This is a genomic window from Blautia acetica, assembly GCF_038739805.1.
Taxonomy (GTDB): Bacteria; Bacillota; Clostridia; order Lachnospirales; family Lachnospiraceae; genus Blautia.
In genome coordinates, this window is the sequence record NZ_JBBEWO010000002.1 from 101,854 (window position 1) to 123,076 (window position 21,223).

Consider the following 21,223-nt stretch of genomic DNA (forward strand, 5'->3'; position numbering starts at 1 on the left):
GGAGAAAATTATGTTGTGGACAAAAGCGGTTTTGGGGACGGATGTTTACCATATTATCCAATGGTTTTTGATTTACAGTATTTTAGGCTGGGTTGTAGAGTCTATCTATATGTCTATCTGCAATCGAAAATTAACCAACCGGGGATTTGTAAGAGGTCCTATCTGCCCTATTTACGGTGTGGGCGCACTGACGGTATATTTTCTGCTGCGTCCGGTAGACCATAATCTGTATCTGCTGTACCTTATGGGATGTATTATTCCTACGCTGTTGGAGTATGGAACAGCGCTTCTGATGCTGAAGATTTTTGGAGAGGTCTGGTGGGATTATTCCCAGAAGCCTTTTAACTATAAAGGAATTTTGTGTCTGGAAAGTACCGTTGCCTGGGGTTTTTATACGCTGGGACTGTTTCTTTTCCTTCACAAAGGAGTGGAACGGGTAGTGGAGAGTTATTCCTTTCAGACAGGAACAAGACTGGGTGGAATTCTGCTGCTGATTTTTGCTGTGGATTTTGCCTATGCACTGTACCAGAAGAAAAAAGACTGTATTCCCGATTCTTTCCAGGAGTTTAAAGAGGGAATTCTGGCTTTCCGCTGGAGATAAGGCTCTGTTGTCATAAATGCCGGAGTTTTTGCTTACAATGCTATAAGAGTAAATGTGAAGGCAGGATAAAAATGGGCAGAAAAGCGGCGGTATTGTTAAGTTGGGTGCTGATTTTCTCCGTTTGGCTGACTGGATTTCCAGAAAGAATTCTGGCAGAGGAGGGAGAATTGATTACAGCGCCTCATGGTGTGCTGATGGAGGCATCTACCGGAAAAATTATTTATGAAAAGGACATGGATACCAGAGTAAAACCGGCCAGTATCACCAAGATTATGACCTTGCTTCTGATTTTTGATGAGTTGGAAAAGGGAAATTTACATATGGAAGACCAGGTGGTGACCAGCGCTTATGCCAAGTCTATGGGAGGCTCCCAGGTATTTTTGGAAGAGGGCGAAAAGCAGAGTGTGGAAACCATGATAAAGTGTATTGTCATTGCTTCGGGCAATGACGCCAGTGTGGCTATGGCCGAGCATATTGCAGGCAGTGAAAGTGAATTTGTGAAGCGGATGAACGAGAGAGCAGCAGGACTTGGAATGGAAAATACCCATTTTGAGGACTGCTGTGGTCTTACGGAGTCGGATAATCACTATACCAGCGCCCATGACGTGGCGAAGATGTCCAGAGAACTGGTGACGAAATACCCGAAGATTCTGGAATATTCTTCTGTGTGGATGGAAAACATTACCCATGTCACGTATAAGGGAAGCAGTGAGTTCGGACTTACCAATACCAATAAACTGGTGCGCAGCTATGATGGTTGTGTGGGGCTGAAAACCGGCAGTACCAGCGTGGCAAAATACTGTGTGTCTGCGGTGGCCAGGCGAAACGGAATTACTCTTATCAGCGTAGTGATGACAGCGCCGGATTACAAGGTGCGTTTCAAAGATGCGGCTGCCATGCTGAATCTGGGCTTTGGAAGCTGTAAACTCTATACGGACGAGAATACGAAGTCCCCGGGGACTGTACAAATAAAGGGCGGAGTTTTAGAGGAAATATCCTGCAGCTATAAAGAGAAATTTTGTTATCTGGATACCAAAGGAGCGAATACAGATTCCATTCAAAAGAAAATCCATATGAAGAAAACCGCAGAGGCGCCAGTGAAGAAGGGAGAGAAGGCGGGAAGGGCTGATTATTATCTGGATGGAAAGAAAATCGGAAGCGTGGACCTTGTCTTTGACAGGAATGTAAAAAAGGCAAAATACCGGGATTATCTTGAGAAAATCTGTAAAATTTTCCTGCAGGGAAGGGAAAAAAATATTTCTGAAAAGAAATAAAAAACATGTTGAAAGTCGGATTGCTTTATACTATAATAAGCCAAAGTTACCGAAAAATGATTTTAATTTGAGAGAGGGGTTTACTTTGGCAAGAGAACATGTACAGACAGATATGACAGCAGGAAGTCCGATGAAAATCATTTTGGATTTTACCATTCCTATTTTTATCGGAAATATGTTTCAGCAGCTTTACAGTATGGCGGATACGGTCATTGTAGGGAAGTTTGTGGGGACAAAAGCCCTGGCTGCGGTGGGAAGCGTAGGAACGATTATGTTTCTGATTTTGGGGTTTCTGCAGGGACTGACGGCTGGTTTTTCCGTGCTGACGGCCCAGAGATTCGGCGCAGGGGACATGGACGGCATGCGGAAAACCGTGGGAACGGCTGCAGTGCTTTCTCTGGGAATCACAGTGGTGATGACAGCGGGAAGTATGCTGACGATGAAACCACTTCTGGTATTTATGCACACACCGGATGATATTTTCCAGGATGCCTATGCCTACATTATGATTATCTGTGCAGGAATTGCGGCTACGGTACTTTACAACCTGCTGTCCGGTATTTTAAGGGCTTTAGGAGACAGCAAGACACCATTGTATTTTCTGATTTTATCGGCGGCCTTAAATGTAGGGCTGGATTTGCTGCTGATTATTGTATTTCATATGGGGGCGGCTGGCGCAGCCTATGCTACCGTGATTTCCCAGGCAGTATCCGGTATCGGGTGTCTGCTGTATATTATAAAAAAAGTGCCGCTTTTGAAGCTGCACAGAGGCGACTTTAAGGTAGAACCGTATATGGCGAAAATGCAGCTGGCTATCGGGCTTCCTATGGCGCTGCAGTATTCTATTACAGCCATTGGAACCATGATGGTGCAGTCTGCTCTGAATCTGCTGGGCTCTATGTCCGTGGCAGCCTTTACTGCGGCTAACAAGATTGAGCAGCTGGGAACCCAGGCTTATGTGGCGCTGGGAACGACCATGGCGACCTACTGTGCTCAGAACATGGGAGCAGGAGAAGTGAAGAGAATTCGCCAGGGATTCCGGGCAGCTACCATCATCGGCAGTATTTACAGTGTAATTCTGGCAGTCCCTGTTGTGACGGTGGGAAAATATCTGGTGTACTTCTTTGTGTCCGGAGATGTGTCCGGCATTATGGGGCAGGCAGACATTTATCTGAAATGTGTGGGTATTTTCCTGATTCCTCTTACCATTGTCAATGTATACCGAAATGGAATTCAGGGTATGGGCTACGGTTTGCTTCCTATGATGGCAGGTGTGGCAGAACTGGTGGGCAGAGGTGTCGTTGCTATGATTGCTGCTCAGAGACACAGCTATCTGGGAGCCTGTTTGGCCAGTCCCTTTGCCTGGGTGCTGGCAGGAGGACTTCTGCTGGTCATGTACTTCAAAATTATGAAACATCAGGAGAAATATATTGCTTAAGAAATTTAAAACGGTCAAGTATGAAATAGAATCTGACAAACTGAAACAGCAGGGCTTTCGCGCTGCTGTTATCAGTGATTTGCACAATGTGGAATTTGGGGAGAAAAATCAGCGACTGCTCCAAAAACTGGAAGAAGAACAGCCGGATATGCTGCTGCTTGCAGGCGATATGGTTCTGGGAAAAAAAGAGGCCTCTGTCAGGGCTGCTTATGATTTCCTTCGTCAGGCCGTGAAGATTGCCCCTGTGTTTTATGGGCTGGGCAACCATGAGCAGCGTATGAAGCAGAAACCGGAGGTTTTCGGAAGAGATTATCTGCTGTTTGAGAAGCAGATTCAGCGCTTGGGCGTGATTATGCTGGAAAATGCCACGAAAGCATATGAAATCAAAGGGGAAAAGCTGCTCCTTTCCGGACTGATGCTGCCTTACTCCTATTATGACAAGAGAGGGAAAAAGAAGCTTGAAAAGCGGGATATAAACCGTCTGGTAGGGAAATCTTCCAGAGAGTGGTTTCATATTCTGCTGACCCATACGCCTAAGTATGGAGACGCTTATCTGGACTGGGGCGGGGATTTGATTCTGGCAGGACATTACCATGGAGGCGTGATGAGACTGCCTTTTTTAGGTGGTGTCATCAGTCCGGATTTCCGTCTTTTCCCAAAATACTGCCGGGGACATTTCCAGAAAGAGGAAAGTCATCTGGTGGTAAGCGCCGGATTGGGCGAGCATACCATTCCGCTGCGGATTTTTAATCCCAGGGAGCTATTGCTCATAGACTGTCTGCCCAAAAGTCGGGGATAGGGTGGACTTTTGGAGGGAAATAGTGTAAAATGGCTTTCAGCGGTAAAAAGCAGGAAGAGGTAGAACAATATGGGAATCCCGGTAAAACTGCAGGTGTTTGAAGGACCTCTGGACCTTTTGCTTCACCTGATTGAGAAAAACAAAGTGAATATTTATGATATTCCCATTGTAGAGATTACAGACCAGTACATGGAATACATTCATGCCATGGAACGGGAAGACTTAAATATTATGAGCGAATTCATGGTTATGGCGGCAACGCTGATTTCCATTAAGTGCAGAATGCTTTTGCCAAGAGAGGTCAATGAAGAAGGGGAAGAGGAAGACCCCAGAGAAGAACTGGTGCGCCAGCTTCTGGAATATAAAATGTACAAATATATGTCTTATGAACTGCGGGACCGTATGGCTGCGGCAGCAAGAAATGTATACAAACTGCCAACCATTCCGGAGGAAGTGCTGGCTTATCGGGAACCGGTGGATACTACAGATTTGCTGTCCGGACTGACCCTGAAGAAACTGAATACGATTTTTCAGAGCGTCATCCGCAGGCAGGAAGACAAGGTAGACCCCATCCGAAGCAAATTTGGAAAAATCGAGAAGGAAGAGGTCAGTCTGCCGGATAAGATGGAAGAGGTCAGAGAATATGCCAGAGTACACAGACATTTCGGTTTCCGGGATTTACTCAGCCGGCAGGCCAGCAAGGTGCAGGTTATTGTTACCTTTCTGGCTATTCTGGAACTGATGAAAATGGGCATTATTCACATTAGCCAGAGATATATTTTTGACGAAATAGAAATAGAAGCCCTTCAGGAGGAAGGATAGAACATGGAACTGAAAAAACTGGAAGGGGCCATAGAAGCGCTGCTGTTTGCCATGGGAGAGTCCGTGGAAGTAAGTGCACTGGCTAAGGCCATTGGACACGATACAGAGACCACAGCGAAAATCGTACGGAATATGATGCTTAAGTACCGGGAGGAAGACCGGGGCGTTAAGATTATTGAACTGGAGAACGCATTTCAGATGTGTACCAAGGAAGAGTATTATGATTATCTGGTGAAAATGGCGCTTCAGCCGAAAAAAGCTGTGCTTTCCGATGTCATGCTGGAAACCTTGTCTATCATTGCCTATAAGCAGCCTGTGACCAAGCTGGAAATCGAGAAAATCCGGGGCGTAAAGTGTGACCATGCCATTGCCAAGCTGATGGAATACGGATTGGTGCAGGAAGTAGGCCGTCTGGACGCGCCGGGAAGGCCTATCCTTCTGGGAACCACAGAGGAGTTTTTGAGAAACTTCGGGGTGCAGGGACTGGACGAACTGCCGGAAATCGACCCGGTACAGATGGAGGATTTCAAGGCAGAAGCAGAAGAAGAGATTCAGCTGCAGCTGAATGTATAAAGAAACAGAAAAGATATTGCAAAACCAACGGGGGTTTGTGGTATCTTTTTTTGTACCTGGACATAAGTTTTAAGAAGAGGAGACAGGACTATGAAAAAAAGCAGACACCCTTTTCTTTTATTGTTGACAGTTGCTTTCTGCATGGAGTTCTTTCTGACTGGAACGGTATGCTATGCAGATACAGAAGCAAAAGAGGTAGGAAATCTTTACGCGCTGTCTGCCGTATTGATGGACGGAGATTCCGGACGGATTCTCTACGCAAAAAACGGTGAGGAAAAAAGGCCCATGGCCAGCACTACGAAAATCATGACCTGCATTCTGGTTCTGGAAAACAGCCGCCTGGATGAAGCGGCAGAGGTTTCCGCTTATGCGGCTTCCATGCCCAAAGTCCGCTTGGGGGTACAGCCTAAGGAGCGGTATCTGACAGGAGATTTGCTCTATTCGCTTATGCTGGAAAGTCACAACGATACGGCCGTGGTGCTGGCTGAACATGTGGCAGGCAGTGTAGAGGCATTTGCAGCTCTTATGAATGAAAAGGCGGAAAAAATCGGGTGTAAAGATACCTGGTTTATTACGCCAAACGGTCTGGACGCAGAGGAAGAGACGAAAGAAGGCATCCGGGAACACAGCACTACGGCAGCAGACCTGGCCCGGATTCTGCGCTATTGTATCAGCGAATCTCCTAAGAGGGAAGAGTTTCTTGCAATCACGGGAACGCCTTCCTATGATTTTTCAGACTGTGATGGGAAACGGACGTTTTCCTGCAGGAACCACAATGCATTTCTTACTATGATGGAGGGCGCCCTCACCGGGAAAACAGGTTTTACAGCCAAAGCAGGCTATTGCTATGTAGGGGCCTTAAAACGGGATAACCGAACCTTTATTGTGGCGCTTTTAGGCTGTGGCTGGCCCAACAACAAAGGGTATAAATGGGTAGACACCAGAAAACTTATGGAGTATGGTCTGAAGAATTATACCCTGCACCCCCTCTCTGAAGCCGCAAAACCTTCTGTTCCGGAAGAATTGCCGGTGGAGAACGGACAAAGCCGGATTCTGGGAGAAATGAGAGAGGTTCCCCTGGTATGCAGCCAGGGAGAAGACCGGCAGGTGCTTCTAAAAGAGGGAGAAACCATTGAAGTCACTTATGAAGGGGCGACTGGTCTTTCGGCCCCGGTAAAAAGAGGGGAGACCATCGGCAGGCTTACCTATGCCACAGAGGGGTGGATATGGAAAACAGAAGACATTACGGCAAAGGAAGATGTAGATAAAATCACATTTGACTGGTGCCTGAAGCAAACCGTAAAAAGATTTGCAGCCGGTTGAAAAAAAGCCGGGACATGGTAAAATAAAAGAAGCAAACAAAAAAAGCACAAAAGAAAGGAAATCTGGCTATGAACGAAATTATGAAAAATATTCTGACAAGAAGAAGTATCCGGGGATTTCAGGAAAAAGAAATTCCGAAGGAAGAACTGGAACAGATTGTGCAGGCAGGACTTTACGCTCCCAGCGGACATAACTATCAGACCTGGAAATTTACAGTTGTGACCAGCAAAGAGGAAATACAGAAGCTTGCAGAAATGATAGGAAAGAAGCTGAAAAGAGAACATTACGACATGTATCAGCCCCAGGTACTTTTGATACCTTCCAATAAAAAGGACAATCCTCATGCCATGGAGGACAATGCCTGCGCACTGGAAAATATCTTTCTGGCAGCCCATTCTTTCGGTGTGGGTTCTGTGTGGATTAATCAGTTGAGAGACGTATGTGAAGAGAAGGAAATCCGGGAAATACTGAGAGGCTGGGAGATTCCCGATGACCATCAGGTGTTCGGCATAGCGGCTCTTGGGTATGCGAAAGCACAGCCAAAGCAGGAGGTAAAGAAAATCGGGACGGTACATTATGTGGAATAAAACAGTTTTGATGAATTTTTCCGGTATTTATCCCCAGGAGGACTGCTTTAAAGAACAGGGAACCTGGTTGGATATGACAGATTTAAAAGGCGTGAACTGCTACTGTACGGAGGAAGCAGGAGAAATCATACGGCAGCGTATCCGGAAGTTCAGAGGGGAGGGAATTCATTTTCTGGATTCGGGAAACTATCATTATCTGAGTAAATTCTGGCTGGAAAAAATACAGAAGCCTTTTGCTCTGCTGGTCTTTGATCATCATACCGATATGCAGGAGGCCGCCTTTTTCGGCCTGCTTTCCTGCGGAAGCTGGGTGAGAGAGGTGTTGGATACCAACGAAAATCTGAGGGATGTGTGTATTGCAGGCCCTTCCCTGTCAGCCTTTGCAGAGTGTCAGGCAGAGGAAAGAGGTGTGACTGCTGTAGCCGAAGAAGAACTTTCCCAAAACGGAGAAGAAAAGCTGCTGGACTGGCTGAAAAGCAGTCAGCTTCCCCTGTATCTCTCCATTGACAAAGATATTTTGGCAGAAGAAGAGGCCAGAACCAACTGGGACCAGGGACAGGTTTCTCTAAAGCAGCTGTTAAACTGGATAAAGCTGGCCTTTGCCCACCGGAGGATTCTGGGTGTGGATGTCTGCGGAGAAAACCCTCAGGATACAGCTCTGCCGCCGAAAGAGGAAGACTTGAAAATCAACCGCAGAACCAACGCAGCGTTGTGGAACTGTTTGCAGGAAGCACTGGAAATGCAGAAGATTTGTGAGGAAGAGAGCAGAAAACTGGATGAAAAATTTCTCTCCAGCAAACAGGAAAGCCTGAAGCTGGACATTGCCCTGAAACGCTACTTTGAAGGGGGAATGAAATATGCATCTTATCTTTCTCTTCGTATCCGCCCGGCGGGGGAGCAGTTGATTCGGGAAGGCGAAAACCGTACGCTGAAACGTTTCCTGAAAGCATTTCCGGTGGATGGCGCTGTACTGGAGGATCTTCTTTTAAAAGCGGAAAAATATAAAAACACAGAGGCGCAGCTTCTTCTTTTGCAGAAAAAGAGAGAAGTGCAGGGATTTCAAGAGGAAAGCTGGGAATTGTAAAAGTATGAAAGAACAAACAATGCTCTGGGAGAAACTAAAGCGGACGGTCCTTACCAGATTGTGCTGCGAAAGTCCGGGACTTTACGGAACGTTTACCGGAATCTTTCTCGGTATGGAAGAGAAAAATCTGTCGGGTACGGATGGGAGCAGATTTTACTATTCTTTGGAGAAATTTTTCTCTCTCTACAGCCGGGAAGGGAATAAAGGGGTTCTCCGTTTCTTTCTTCACAGCCTTTTTCATGTGCTGTATTTCCATATGAATGTGAAAAAAGAGTGTTATGAAGAAGAATTTTATCACCTGGCCTGTGATATTGTGGTGGAATACACCATAGATTGTCTGGGCATGGAGAGACTGACAGGCACCATGTCAGAAGCAGAAAAAGGATTATGCAGGAAATTGTGGGAGAAAGAGAGCAGTTTATCTGTGAAAGAAGTCTATGACAAACTGAAAAACCGCTATGAAAAGGAAGGAAAAGAAGCCTGCAGAAGGGCTTTTTTTCGCAGGGACAGCCATAGCTTTTGGAAACCCCTGAAGCCCGGGCGTGTCAGAGAAATCCGACAGGCTGCACAGAACCTTGAAAAGGGCAGCCAGTCACAGGGACAGGATGGTTCCGGAAGGCGGGGAAGTGAGGCAGGAGAACAGCAAGAGTGGTATGAGGTACAGGCCAAAAGAAAACGGGATTATTACCGATTTTTGAGAAAATTTGCGGTAGAAAGAGAGGAATTGCAGCTGGACCTGGAGAGTTTTGATTATCTTCCATACTTGATGGGACTGGCCAGGTACGGAAATCTTCCGCTTTTGGAACCTTTGGAATACACAGATGCCCGAAAACTGGAGGAACTGGTGATTGCCATTGATACGTCCGGCTCCTGCAGCCGCCCTGTGGTACAGCGGTTTCTGGAGGAAACTTACGGGGTACTCAGCCGCAGAGAGGATTTTTTCAAAAAGATGAAACTTTACATCCTGCAGTGCGACTGTCTCGTTCAGGAAGCAGCCGTGATAACCAGTGAAAAAGAATGGAAGGAATATCTGAAACGAATCCGAATACAGGGAAGGAGCGGTACGGATTTCCGTCCTGTGTTCCGGTATGTGGAGGAGCTGCAGAAGAAGGGAGAACTGAAGCATTTAAAAGCGCTTCTTTACTATACAGACGGCGACGGGATTTATCCCACAGAGAAAACAGATTATGAGGCAGTATTTCTGCTGACCCGCCAGCCGCCTAAGGAAACAAGGATACCTTCGTGGATTCAGATAATGTACATGGATGAAAGAAATCAGGGAGATAAGACATGAGAAACATTGCACAGGCAAAAGAGGAGATTATCCACACCGTACAGGCTTATACGGCAAAAGATGAAAAGGGAAACTATAAGATTCCGTTGGTCTGCCAGCGCCCCATGCTGCTTATGGGACCGCCGGGCATCGGTAAGACCGCTATTATGAAGCAGATTGCCCGGGAAGAGAAAATCGGACTGGTGGAATATACGCTGACCCATCACACCCGTCAGAGTGCCGTGGGCCTGCCCATTCTGAAAAAGAAAAATTTTGGCGGGAAGGAGTACACGGTAACCGAATATACCATGAGTGAAATCATTGCCTCTGTGTACCAGTGTATGGAACAGCAGCAGGTTTCCGAGGGAATTTTGTTTCTGGATGAAATCAACTGTGTATCGGAAACTTTGGCGCCTACCATGCTGCAGTTTTTACAGAACAAGACCTTTGGAACGCACCGTCTTCCCCCGGGATGGGTGATTGTGGCAGCAGGAAATCCGGAAAGATACAACAAATCTGTCCGGGAGTTTGATATGGTGACTTTAGACCGGGTGCGGAGTATGGAAATTGAAGCAGACTATAAAGTCTGGAGAGCGTATGCCCAAAAGAGGCAGATACATACCGCCGTTTTGGCATATCTGGATTTAAAACAGGAAAATTTTTATCAGATACGGGAAAAACAGGAAGGAAGCTGCTTTGTCACAGCCAGAGGCTGGGAAGATTTATCCCGGATTCTGCAGGTGTATGAGGAACTGGAGATTCCCGTGACAAAGGAACTGGCAGAAGAATATATCCGGGACGGGGAAATTGCCGCAGACTTTGCAGGGTTTTATCAGCTTTGCAGGAAATACGAAAAAGAATGGGAACCGGACAGATTATTTTCTCTGGAAAACCGGGAAAATCCAACAGAAAAGGCAAAACTTTTAGAAGGGGCCGGGCTGGATGAAAAGCTTCTGCTGATGAATGGACTGGAGCAGGGGCTTACAGAACGGGTCAAGACTTGTCTTTTGGAGAAAGCCTACATGAACGGGATTTACGAAGAACTTGCCAGGATAAAGAAAGAGGCTGCGGGCGGCAGGGCATTTGATGAGATTTTGGAATCCTGTATCTGCGGGAAAAAAGAGCGGGATGCTATCCTCAAAGACCAGGGGCTGCTTTCCGGGGAAGAATGGGAAATTCGGCAGCGGGTTACCCGGTGGCTTCAGGAAAAGCGGCAGGAAAGGAAACTTCTGGAGGGACAGACAGAAGCCCCCAGTTTTCCCTGGCTGAAAGAAACGTTTTACAGGGAGACGCTGAAACTGAAAAGAGCAGAAGAGGAAGTCAAAGACGCGCTGGAATACAGCATTACTTTTATGAAAGAAGTGTGCGCCAAAGGCCAGGAACTGGCTCTGTTTCTGACCCATTTATCCGGCAATGAAGAGATTATGGCCTTTATCCGGCAGCATGGCTGTGAAACTTACCTCAAAGAGGGAGAAATCCTGCTGGCCAGTGAAGCGGAAGAAGCCTTAAAGAAAGAAATTCAGGATTTTCAAAAGCAGATTTAAAAGAAAAAAGGAAAAATTTGTAAGTTATTCTTGACTAATTTAGTCAAGAATTGTTATAATCTTAACAAATAAAAAGGAAAGTACATATCAGGAGGAAACAAGAATGAATCAGTGTTTTGGTTGCAACACCTGCGCCAGCGCAGATAAACCGCTGGAAGGATTTATCCGTGAATTGCCAATGGAAACTTCTCATCACAGAGTAGAAGGTCAGAGTACCAAATGCGGCTTTGGTCTGCAGGGTGTCTGTTGCCGTCTGTGTGCCAACGGACCGTGCCGTATCACACCGAAAGCACCAAGAGGAATCTGCGGCGCAACGGCAGACGTGATTGTGGCCCGCAACTTCCTGCGCGCAGTGGCAAGCGGTTCCGGCTGTTACATTCATATTGTGGAAAATACTGCATTAAACGTAAAGAAAACAGCAGAAATCAAAGGGGAGATTAAAGGTGAAAAATCCCTGGCAAGACTGGCTGAAATCTTCGGTGTACAGGGAACAGACAAATGGGATACTGCAAAACAGGTAGCCCAGAAGGTTCTGGATGACTTATATAAACCGGAATATGAAAAAATGGAACTGGTAGAGAAAATGGCTTATGCACCGCGTTTCAAAAAATGGCAGGAGCTGGGCATTTTGCCGGGCGGCGCAAAGAGCGAAGTCTTCCACGGCGTGGTAAAGTGTTCCACAAACTTAAATTCCGACCCGGTTGATATGTATACAGACTGTCTGAAATTGGGTATTTCCACCGGTTTATACGGCCTTACACTTACCAATCTGTTAAATGATGTACTTTTAGGCGAACCGGAACTTCGTATGGCGCCGGTAGGCCTGCGTGTGATTGACCCGGATTACATCAACATCATGATTACCGGACATCAGCACACCATTTTCGTGGATTTACAGGAAAGACTGACTTCCGAAGCCGCTGTTGCAAAGGCAAAAGCAGCAGGCGCGAAAGGCTTCAAGCTGGTAGGCTGCACTTGCGTAGGTCAGGATTTACAGCTTCGCGGCGCACACTATGAGGAAGTCTTTGACGGACATGCAGGAAACAACTACACCAGTGAAGCGGTTCTGGCTACAGGCGGTATTGACGCTGTACTTTCTGAATTTAACTGTACCCTTCCGGGGATTGAGCCCATCTGTGAAGAATTGAAAATCAAACAGATTTGCCTGGATGATGTGGCAAAGAAAGCCAATGCAGAATTGAAACCATTCGTATTTGAAGAGAGAGAAAAACAGAGCGAAGAAATCATTGATGAAATCGTAGAGGCATACAAGGCAAGAAGGGGAAGTGTTCCCATGAATCTGATGCCGGAACACGGAAATGACCACACGTTAACCGGTGTTTCCGAAGGCTCTTTAAAAGATTTCCTGGGTGGCAACTGGAAACCGCTCATTGACCTCATTGTATCCGGAGATATTAAAGGTATTGCTGGCGTGGTGGGATGTTCCAACCTGACTGCAGGCGGCCATGACGTACTCTCCGTAGAACTTACGAAAGAACTGATTGCAAAAGATATTCTGGTTCTGACAGCAGGATGTTCTTCAGGCGGTATTGAAAACTGCGGTCTTATGACACCGGAAGCAGCAAAACTGGCCGGACCGAAGCTTCGCGCAGTTTGTGAAAAATTAAACATTCCTCCGGTATTAAACTTTGGTCCATGTCTGGCTATCGGACGTCTGGAAATCGTGGCTACTGAACTGGCAGAAGCTATCGGTGTGGATATTCCTCAGCTTCCATTAGTGCTTTCCGCTGCACAGTGGCTGGAAGAACAGGCTTTGGCAGACGGCTGCTTCGGTCTGGCTCTGGGACTGCCCCTGCACCTGGGACTGCCTCCATTCGTAACAGGAAGCAAAACAGCCGTAAAACTGCTTACAGAGGATATGAAGAACCTCACAGGCGGACAGGTTATCATCAATGGAGACGCAAAGGAAAGCGCAGACATTCTGGACAAGATTATTGAAGAAAAACGTGCAGGACTGAATATCTAAAATCAACGGGGGTATCTCATGAAAAGAATAATGATAGATGCTGCCAAATGCGATGGGTGCAAAAGCTGCTCCATCGCATGCATGCAGGCACACAGAAAGGACGAAGGCAATGTATATACTCTGGACTTGACAGACATTGCCAATGAATCCCGCAACTATATTTACAAAAATCCAGACGGAAGCTATACGCCGGTTTTCTGCAGACACTGTGACATGCCGGAGTGCGTGATGTCCTGCATGAGCGGCGCGCTTACCAAGGACGAGCAGACAGGGCATGTGCAGTATGATGAGAAAAAATGCGGTTCCTGTTTTATGTGTGTGATGAACTGCCCATATGGGGTGTTAAAACCCGACGACAGTACACATATGAAAGTCATCAAATGTGATTTCTGTATTGAAAAAGGCGAAGAGCCAAGCTGTGTAAAGGCCTGTCCAAAGCAGGCTATCTGGGTTGAGGAGGTGTAGCAGATGGAATATGTGATTTTAGGAGCCGGAGCAGCAGGAATCACTGCGGCAAGGATCATCAGAAAAGCAGATTCTCAGGGGAACATTACCATGCTTTCCACAGATACACAGGTACATTCCCGCTGTATGCTGCACAAATTTTTAAGCCATGAAAGAACCGCAGAAGGGCTGAACTTTGCAGAGACAGATTTTTTTGAGAAAAACAGAATCCACTGGAAACCGGGTGTGACGGTGACAAAGCTGGATACTGCTGCAAAAAAAGTAATGACGGACAAGGGAGAGGAAATCTCTTACGACAAGCTGCTCATTGCCACAGGGGCGGAAAGCTTTATTCCTCCGGTGGGAAATTTAAGAGAGGCAAACAACGTTTTTGGACTGCGCCATTTAAAGGACGCACAGGCTATTGATGCCATGGCAAAAAAGGCAGAAAACATTGCTATTATCGGTTCCGGTCTGGTAGGTCTGGACGCAGCTTACGGCTTAATGGAAACAGGCAAAAAAGTGTCGGTTATCGAGATGGCAGAGCAAATTCTGCCCATTCAGCTGGACAAGACGGGCGCATATGAATACCAGAAGCGTTTTGAAAAGGCAGGTGCTGCCTTTTATCTGGGAAGAAAAGCTGCGGATACTATTATGAATGCAGAGGGAAAGATTACCCGTTTGGTGCTGGACAACGGTACAGAGATTCCCTGTGATTTGGTGATTGTGGCAGCAGGTGTGCGCTCTGCAGTGGCAGGCATGGACGGCGAAGGCATTGTCATTGACCGCGGCCTTCAGGTAAATGAATATCTGGAAACCGGAGCCGCAGATGTCTACGCAGCAGGCGATGTGACAGGACTTTCCGGAATCTGGCCGAATGCCCAGAAACAGGGGGAAACCGCAGCCCTTAATATGTGCGGAAGCAAAGTGGCCTATACAGACCGGTATGCCATGAAAAATACCATAAATTTCTTCGGATTGGTTTCCATGTGCGTGGGGTTGATTGTGCCTGAAGAGGGAGATACTGTAATAGCCAGAGAAGGGGCAAGCAGCTACAAACGCGTAATCTTAAGAGACGGTAAGGTTGCAGGCGTGCTTCTGCAGGGAGATATTTCCCATGGCGGTATCTGGCAGTATCTGATTAAGAACGGTATTCCGGTAGATACCATTGAGAAAGATATTTTCGCTCTGAACTTCGGAGATTTTTACGGAATGAAAGAAAACGGAGAGTATCAGTGGAACACTGCGTTAATGTGAGTTGCAAAAGCGGGTGAAACATGGCTTGACAAAAGCAGGCGGGATTTGTATACTGTCCTTGTATGAGTCAAAGGCAAAGACGGGAACAAGTAGTTTGCAGAGGAACGGACAGAAAGCAGCCGGCAGATGAGAGGCGCGTGGGAATCTGACAGATGAATACCTCCCTGAGCTTCACACCGAAAAGCAATGAGTAGGCTGTGACGGATGGGTGTACGTTACAACACCATGAGTATCGCTTACGCTGTACTTGCAGAGGCAGACCAGTGCGAACTGGCTGTGAATAAAGGTGGTAACACGGGAATTTCAGAGTTCTCGTCCTTTTATAAATTGAGAAAGGACGAGGGCTCTTTTTGATTTTCAAAAAACCTCTCCTTTCCGGAAAAAGCAGAAGAAAAGGAGAATACAGAGATGAAAATTTATGACGAACTGGTTGCCAGAGGATTGATTGCTCAGGTAACGGACGAAGAAGAAATCAGAGAACTGGTGAACAACGGAAAAGCAACGTTTTACATTGGTTTTGACCCGACTGCAGACAGTCTTCATGTGGGACACTTTATGGCTCTGTGTCTGATGAAACGTCTGCAGATGGCAGGCAATAAGCCCATTGCCCTTATCGGCGGCGGAACCGGATACATCGGCGACCCTTCCGGAAGAAGCGATATGCGTTCTATGATGACCCCGGAAATGATTCAGCACAACTGTGACTGCTTTAAAAAGCAGATGGAACGTTTCATTGATTTCTCTGAAGGAAAAGCTTTGATGGTGAATAACGCAGACTGGCTGTTGGATTTGAATTATGTGGAACTTTTAAGAGAAGTGGGTCCGCATTTCTCTGTAAACCGTATGCTTACTGCTGAATGCTACAAGCAGCGTATGGAAAAGGGACTCAGCTTCCTGGAATTTAACTACATGATTATGCAGAGCTACGACTTCTACATGCTGTACCAGAAATACGGCTGTAACATGCAGTTCGGCGGAGATGACCAGTGGAGCAATATGCTGGGCGGAACGGAGTTAATCAGAAGAAAGCTGGGTGAAAATGCCTGTGCCATGACCATTACCCTGCTTTTGAACTCCGAAGGCAAGAAAATGGGCAAGACACAGTCCGGCGCTGTATGGTTAGACCCCAACAAGACTTCTCCTTTCGATTTCTATCAGTACTGGAGAAATGTGGCAGACGCAGACGTACTGAAATGTATCCGTATGCTCACCTTCCTGCCGTTAGAGCAGATTGATGAAATGGACAGCTGGGAAGGCAGCCAGTTAAACAAAGCTAAAGAAATCCTGGCTTACGAGCTGACCGAACTGGTACACGGAAAAGAAGAAGCAGAAAAGGCGCAGGAAGCAGCCAGAGCATTATTCACCAGCGGAAATGCGGCAAATATGCCTTCTGCACAAATTGAGGAAAGCGCGCTGACAGACGGAAACATAGACTTAATTTCTCTTCTGGTAAACAGCGGACTGGCCAATACACGTTCCGAAGCCAGACGCGCCATTGAGCAGGGCGGTGTGTCCGTGGACGGAGAGAAAATTACAGATATCAAATACCTGCTTGCAGGAGAAAAACTGCAGGGTGAAGGTATTGTATTGAAAAAAGGGAAGAAAAACTTCAGAAAAGTAACTATGGCGTAAAAAGAAGGAGCCTTGTAGCAAAAAGAATTTCTTGCATAACCGGATTCTTGAAATTATAATCAGTCTTATGAAACAGCAACAGAATAAAAGGAGGTTTCCCACCTATGATTCAGCAGATTATCGAATATAACCGAGAATTTGTAAAAAAAGAGAGCTACAAACCCTATATTACCAGCAAATACCCTGACAAAAAACTGGCGATTCTTACCTGTATGGATACCCGGCTGACAGAACTTCTGCCGGCAGCACTTGGTATCCGGAATGGAGATGCTAAAATCATCAAAAATGCTGGCGGTGTCATTACCCATCCCTATGGAAGTGTTGTCCGCAGTCTTCTGGTTGCACTCCTGAAACTTGGTGTGCAGGAAATTATGGTCATTGGTCATACAGATTGCGGTGTTCAGGGAATGGATGCTGAAGAAATGCTGGAAAAGCTCACACACCGGGGAATACCGAAAGAACACATTGATATTGTCCGGCGGAGCGGAATTGACCTGAATCAATGGCTGGGAGGTTTCTCTTCTTCTGAAGAATCTGTCCGTGAAACAACTGCGGCGCTGAAAAACCATCCTCTGATGCCGAAAGATGTAACTATACAAGGCTTTATCATGGATTCTGTTACCGGTGCACTGACCAGCATCTGTTAAGTTATGAAAGGAAGGGCGCGATTTATTTTGAGTCACGCCCTCCACAAAAGATTTCTCGTATAGTTTTATAAAATGATATTGTCTTCTCTCAGTGTTTGTAGTAGAATAAAGCTAAATCAAAAAAGTCTGCGCTGCATTCCATTCGGCGTGTATACATTTTCTATTGGATTCTATTTCATTCTTATTTTCATTTTATCTTCGTTTTCATCAGATTCTTTTATTTCCCGGATAAAGTAGTAAAAAGAAGAAACATTCCCATTGTGCAGGTGCAGACGGAAAGAGGCTGTCTTATGAAGAAAGAGGGAATTTTGTTTCAAGGTCTCTGTATACAAGAAAGGCAAAGACTGGATTTTGTGGAGGAGGAAGGCTTTTACTATGAGAAGAGAAAACCGTATCAAAAGACGGAAAAAAAATATGCAGATGTCACCTATTTTCTCCTTTACATTATAAGCAAGAACCAGATGTGCAGAGAGATGGTGCAGGATATGGAAACGCAGTGGCTGGAGTATCTCCGGGAGAGGGCAGGAAACAGTGTCTATCAGGGAGAAGGATTCTGGGACAGCCTGTCAGGAGAGGAAAAAATATGTGCAGAAGCAGTTTTAGGACTTTTGGAGGATATCCGGGGGGATGAGGAAGAACGGGCAGAACTGGCTTGGATTGGGTTTTGGTATCTGATTTACAAAGGATTCCAGGAGACCTATTGCTTTTTCAAAAACATTCCCCGAACTACTTTTCAGGTGCTCTGTCAGCGGGCCGGGGAGAAAAAACGAGAACGCTGTATGGGAATCAGTTATTTATGTATGGAATTTTTGTTTGCAGAAGAATTGGGGGTGCAGATAGAGAAAAATGGGACGTATCCCCTTTTGTACGGCTGTATGAAAACCTGTCAAAAGATGTGGGAGAGTTGTCTGGAAAGTGAAAAAACGAAATAAAAAAGGAAAAAAGGCACATTCTATAGACAGAGTGTCAGAAACAAAAGTCCTTTTCAAAAGAAAATCTAAAAAATAGTAAAAATCTTCTGTTAAAGCTGTTAAAAAATTGTCAAAAACTATTGAAAAAAAAACCGAAACAAGGTACAATTATAATTGGCAGAGATTGGTTTTACTATTGTAATGTAATGCAGTGAACCGGAGATGATTTCTGCGCGAAAACCGGATGAGGCGTGCGGTAACAGTGCGGAAATCCCGGTAAGCAGCAGGCAGATTTTTTCTGCTGTGAAAAATAAATTTAAGATGGAGGGCTGAACAATGAGTAGTACAGCACAAACCTTAGCAAGTAAAAGAATTAATTCTTTACTTGATGAGAACAGCTTTGTTGAAATCGGCGGCTATGTAACAGCCAGAAACACAGACTTCAACTTATCTGAAAAAGAAACACCGGCAGACGGCGTCGTTACCGGATACGGTGTCATTGACGGCAGCCTGGTATATGTGTACAGCCAGGACGCCTCCGTGTTAAACGGTTCCATTGGTGAAATGCATGCGAAAAAAATTGCAAATCTGTACGATTTGGCCATGAAGACAGGCGCACCGATTATCGGTCTGCTTGATTGTGCCGGCTTAAGACTGCAGGAAGCAACGGATGCATTAAATGCTTTTGGTGAAATCTACACAAAACAGGTTATGGCCTCTGGCGTAATTCCTCAGATTACAGGAATTTTCGGTACCTGCGGCGGCGGACTTGCAGTGGTTCCTGCACTGACAGACTTTACTTTCATGGAAGACACAAAGGGAAGACTGTTTGTAAATTCCCCGAATGCACTGGAAGGAAACGAAATTTCCAAGTGTGATACTTCAAGCGCTGCATACCAGAGCGAACATGCAGGCTTGGTAGATGTTGTGGGAAGTGAAGAAGAAATTTTAGGACAGATGAGAACTCTGATTTCCATGCTTCCGTCCAATTTTGAAGATAATTCTTCCTATATAGAGTGTGCAGATGATTTAAACCGTGTTTGCCCGGAACTGGAAAACTGTGTGGGAGATACTTCTATTGCACTTTCTCAGATTGCAGACAACCAGGAATTCTTTGAAGTAAAAGCAGCTTATGCAAAAGATATGGTAACAGGTTTCATCCGCTTAAACGGTGCAACGGTAGGTTGTGTTGCAAACAGAAGCGAAGTTTACAACGAAGAAGGCGAAAAGACAGAAACTTTTGAAAACGTATTATCCGCAAGAGGCTGCAAGAAAGCGGCTGAATTTGTGAAATTCTGTGATGCATTTGAAATTCCGGTTCTGACTCTTACCAATGTAAAAGGATACAAAGCGACAAAATGCTCTGAGTCCAATATGGCAAGAAACGCAGCAGAACTGACAAATGCTTTCATCAGTGCAACGGTTCCAAAGGTAAACATTGTAATTGGCGAAGCTTTCGGAAGCGCTTACCTGACTATGAACAGCAAATCTACAGGCGCGGATATGGTATTTGCATGGCCAAACGCACAGATTGGTATGATGGACGCGAAACTGGCTGCCAAAATCATGTATGCAGACGCAGACGCAGCTACTATTAATGAAAAAGCAGCAGAATATGCAATGCTGCAGTCCAGCGCTCTTTCTGCAGCAAAGAGGGGTTATGTGGACACTATCATTGAAGCAGAAGATACAAGAAAATATGTAATTGGCGCATTTGAAATGCTGTTCACTAAGAGAGAAGACCGCCCAAGCAAGAAACATGGCACAGTTTAAGCGAGGGGGAGATGATATGAAACAGAGATGGAAAAAAATAGGCAGTTTAGTATCAATCGGTGTTCTGGTATTTTCTCTGTCCGCCTGCGGTCAGACGAAAGATGAAATCAACAGTACGGTACAGAATAATCTCTATCAGACTACTGTTGCTACGGTACAGTCTCTGGTGCAGTATGACAAGGCGACAATGGAACAGTCCATAGAAGAAAATCCGAACATGGACGACTTTACCAAGAATGCATTTGTTTCCTGGGGAGATTCTTCCGAAGAACTGGGTGCATTTAAGGAATTTAAAGAAACAACACCGGAAGAGGCCGTAAAGAAAGACGGAAGCCAGTATGTCATCACTTTAGAGGCAGAGTTTGAAAACAGGGACGCTGTGGTAGAAATGGTATACGACAGCAAGCTGAACGCAGAAAGCGTGGGATTCAGTGCAGACTACAGCATGAAAGAAAAAATGCTTGATGCGGTTATGAACGCCATTGTAGGTCTTGCAACCGTATTTATCATGCTGATTTTCTTAAGCTTTGTGATTTCTCTGATGAAATATGTACCAAAGCTGGAAGCAGCTCTGACAAAGAAGAAAGATTCCAACCAAGCGGTACCTGCACAGGAAGACAATATTGCAGCAGTCAACAGCGCACCAGCGCCTGCACCGGTACAGGAAGAACTGGCAGATGACGGCGCTTTGGTGGCGGTTATTGCCGCAGCTATTGCAGCAGCAGAAAATACGTCCACAGACAGCTTTGTGGTACGTTCTATCAGAAAATCAAACAAAAGAAGCTGGAAATAAGTTTTAGTGGTAGGAGGAAAGAAATATGAAATCTTATACAATTACAGTAAATGGCGTTGCATATGATGTAACCGTAGAAGAAGGAAGCGGAAACGCTGCACCTGCAGCAGCACCTAAGGCAGCACCGAAAGCTGCTCCAAAAGCAGCACCGGCTGCAAAACCTGCAGCAGCGGCAGCAGGGGCGATTGAAGTAAAAGCATCTGTTCCTGGTAAAGTCTGCAAAATCGAAGCAAACGTAGGACAGGCTTTAAAAGCCGGTGACCCGATTGTCATTCTGGAAGCCATGAAAATGGAAATTCCGGTTGTTGCACCTCAGGATGGTACACTTGCAGGCATTAACGTAGCTGTAGGCGATGCAGTAGAAAACGGTGCTGTACTGGCATCCATGAACTAGAATTTGCATACAGTGTAAATTCCCAAGAAACAGGTACAGATACCTGTGAATAACGAAATAAATGGGA

Annotated in this window: 21 protein-coding genes; all 21 read left to right on the top strand. The window is 45.8% G+C overall.

Annotation, left to right across the window (positions count from 1 at the left end; genetic code table 11):
• Positions 1-13: 13 nt before the first annotated feature.
• The 21 genes from WBS51_RS01810 (at position 14) to WBS51_RS01910 (ending at position 21,156) form a co-directional block, all read left to right on the top strand.
• Complete coding sequence (locus WBS51_RS01810) at positions 14-601, top strand: putative ABC transporter permease (RefSeq protein WP_173749202.1); 588 nt, start codon at positions 14-16, stop codon at positions 599-601.
• Positions 602-672: 71 nt separating this feature from the next.
• Positions 673-1,875: a D-alanyl-D-alanine carboxypeptidase family protein gene (locus tag WBS51_RS01815; protein WP_173749191.1), complete on the top strand. Its 1,203-nt coding sequence runs from the start codon at positions 673-675 to the stop codon at positions 1,873-1,875.
• 112 nt (positions 1,876-1,987) lie between these two features.
• Positions 1,988-3,313, top strand: coding sequence for an MATE family efflux transporter (locus tag WBS51_RS01820; protein WP_294462702.1), 1,326 nt, complete (start codon positions 1,988-1,990; stop codon positions 3,311-3,313).
• Positions 3,306-4,112, top strand: coding sequence for a metallophosphoesterase (locus WBS51_RS01825; protein ID WP_173749190.1), 807 nt, complete (start codon positions 3,306-3,308; stop codon positions 4,110-4,112). The genes WBS51_RS01820 and WBS51_RS01825 overlap by 8 nt, the downstream gene beginning before the upstream one ends.
• A 69-nt stretch (positions 4,113-4,181) precedes the next feature.
• Positions 4,182-4,934, top strand: coding sequence for a segregation and condensation protein A (locus WBS51_RS01830; RefSeq protein ID WP_294462685.1), 753 nt, complete (start codon positions 4,182-4,184; stop codon positions 4,932-4,934).
• A gap of 3 nt (positions 4,935-4,937) precedes the next feature.
• A complete protein-coding gene (gene scpB / locus WBS51_RS01835) occupies positions 4,938-5,507 on the top strand; it encodes an SMC-Scp complex subunit ScpB (RefSeq protein WP_173749188.1) in 570 nt (189 codons plus the stop codon).
• 90 nt (positions 5,508-5,597) lie between these two features.
• Positions 5,598-6,830, top strand: coding sequence for a D-alanyl-D-alanine carboxypeptidase family protein (locus WBS51_RS01840; RefSeq protein WP_294462688.1), 1,233 nt, complete (start codon positions 5,598-5,600; stop codon positions 6,828-6,830).
• A gap of 68 nt (positions 6,831-6,898) precedes the next feature.
• Positions 6,899-7,417 carry a nitroreductase family protein gene (locus WBS51_RS01845; RefSeq protein ID WP_173749186.1) on the top strand — a complete coding sequence of 173 codons (519 nt, stop codon included), beginning with the start codon at positions 6,899-6,901 and terminating at the stop codon, positions 7,415-7,417.
• Positions 7,407-8,501 carry an arginase family protein gene (locus WBS51_RS01850; protein ID WP_173749185.1) on the top strand — a complete coding sequence of 365 codons (1,095 nt, stop codon included), beginning with the start codon at positions 7,407-7,409 and terminating at the stop codon, positions 8,499-8,501. The genes WBS51_RS01845 and WBS51_RS01850 overlap by 11 nt, the downstream gene beginning before the upstream one ends.
• A gap of 4 nt (positions 8,502-8,505) precedes the next feature.
• On the top strand, positions 8,506-9,795 hold the full coding sequence (locus tag WBS51_RS01855) for a vWA domain-containing protein (protein ID WP_294462691.1): 1,290 nt from the start codon (positions 8,506-8,508) through the stop codon (positions 9,793-9,795).
• Positions 9,792-11,318, top strand: a complete 1,527-nt coding sequence (locus WBS51_RS01860; protein ID WP_294462693.1) for an ATP-binding protein — start codon at positions 9,792-9,794, stop codon at positions 11,316-11,318. The genes WBS51_RS01855 and WBS51_RS01860 overlap by 4 nt, the downstream gene beginning before the upstream one ends.
• Positions 11,319-11,421: 103 nt before the next feature.
• Positions 11,422-13,305 (top strand): anaerobic carbon-monoxide dehydrogenase catalytic subunit, encoded by a 1,884-nt coding sequence (gene cooS / locus WBS51_RS01865; RefSeq protein WP_173749183.1) that lies wholly within the window; start codon positions 11,422-11,424, stop codon positions 13,303-13,305.
• 18 nt (positions 13,306-13,323) lie between these two features.
• Entirely contained in the window at positions 13,324-13,770 is a 447-nt protein-coding gene (locus WBS51_RS01870; RefSeq protein WP_173749182.1) for a 4Fe-4S dicluster domain-containing protein, read from the top strand.
• Between the two features lie 3 nt (positions 13,771-13,773).
• Positions 13,774-15,006, top strand: coding sequence for an NAD(P)/FAD-dependent oxidoreductase (locus WBS51_RS01875; RefSeq protein ID WP_294462696.1), 1,233 nt, complete (start codon positions 13,774-13,776; stop codon positions 15,004-15,006).
• Between the two features lie 204 nt (positions 15,007-15,210).
• On the top strand, positions 15,211-15,360 hold the full coding sequence (locus WBS51_RS01880) for a hypothetical protein (RefSeq protein ID WP_173749180.1): 150 nt from the start codon (positions 15,211-15,213) through the stop codon (positions 15,358-15,360).
• A gap of 54 nt (positions 15,361-15,414) precedes the next feature.
• Positions 15,415-16,638 (top strand): tyrosine--tRNA ligase, encoded by a 1,224-nt coding sequence (tyrS, locus tag WBS51_RS01885; RefSeq protein WP_294462698.1) that lies wholly within the window; start codon positions 15,415-15,417, stop codon positions 16,636-16,638.
• Between the two features lie 104 nt (positions 16,639-16,742).
• Positions 16,743-17,285 carry a beta-class carbonic anhydrase gene (locus tag WBS51_RS01890; protein WP_173749178.1) on the top strand — a complete coding sequence of 181 codons (543 nt, stop codon included), beginning with the start codon at positions 16,743-16,745 and terminating at the stop codon, positions 17,283-17,285.
• Between the two features lie 290 nt (positions 17,286-17,575).
• On the top strand, positions 17,576-18,217 hold the full coding sequence (locus WBS51_RS01895; RefSeq protein ID WP_173749177.1) for a hypothetical protein: 642 nt from the start codon (positions 17,576-17,578) through the stop codon (positions 18,215-18,217).
• Between the two features lie 315 nt (positions 18,218-18,532).
• Positions 18,533-19,969 (top strand): acyl-CoA carboxylase subunit beta, encoded by a 1,437-nt coding sequence (locus tag WBS51_RS01900; RefSeq protein WP_173749176.1) that lies wholly within the window; start codon positions 18,533-18,535, stop codon positions 19,967-19,969.
• 16 nt (positions 19,970-19,985) lie between these two features.
• Positions 19,986-20,762, top strand: coding sequence for an OadG family transporter subunit (locus tag WBS51_RS01905; RefSeq protein WP_173749175.1), 777 nt, complete (start codon positions 19,986-19,988; stop codon positions 20,760-20,762).
• Positions 20,763-20,787: 25 nt separating this feature from the next.
• Positions 20,788-21,156 (top strand): biotin/lipoyl-containing protein, encoded by a 369-nt coding sequence (locus tag WBS51_RS01910; protein WP_173749174.1) that lies wholly within the window; start codon positions 20,788-20,790, stop codon positions 21,154-21,156.
• Positions 21,157-21,223 lie beyond the last annotated feature (67 nt).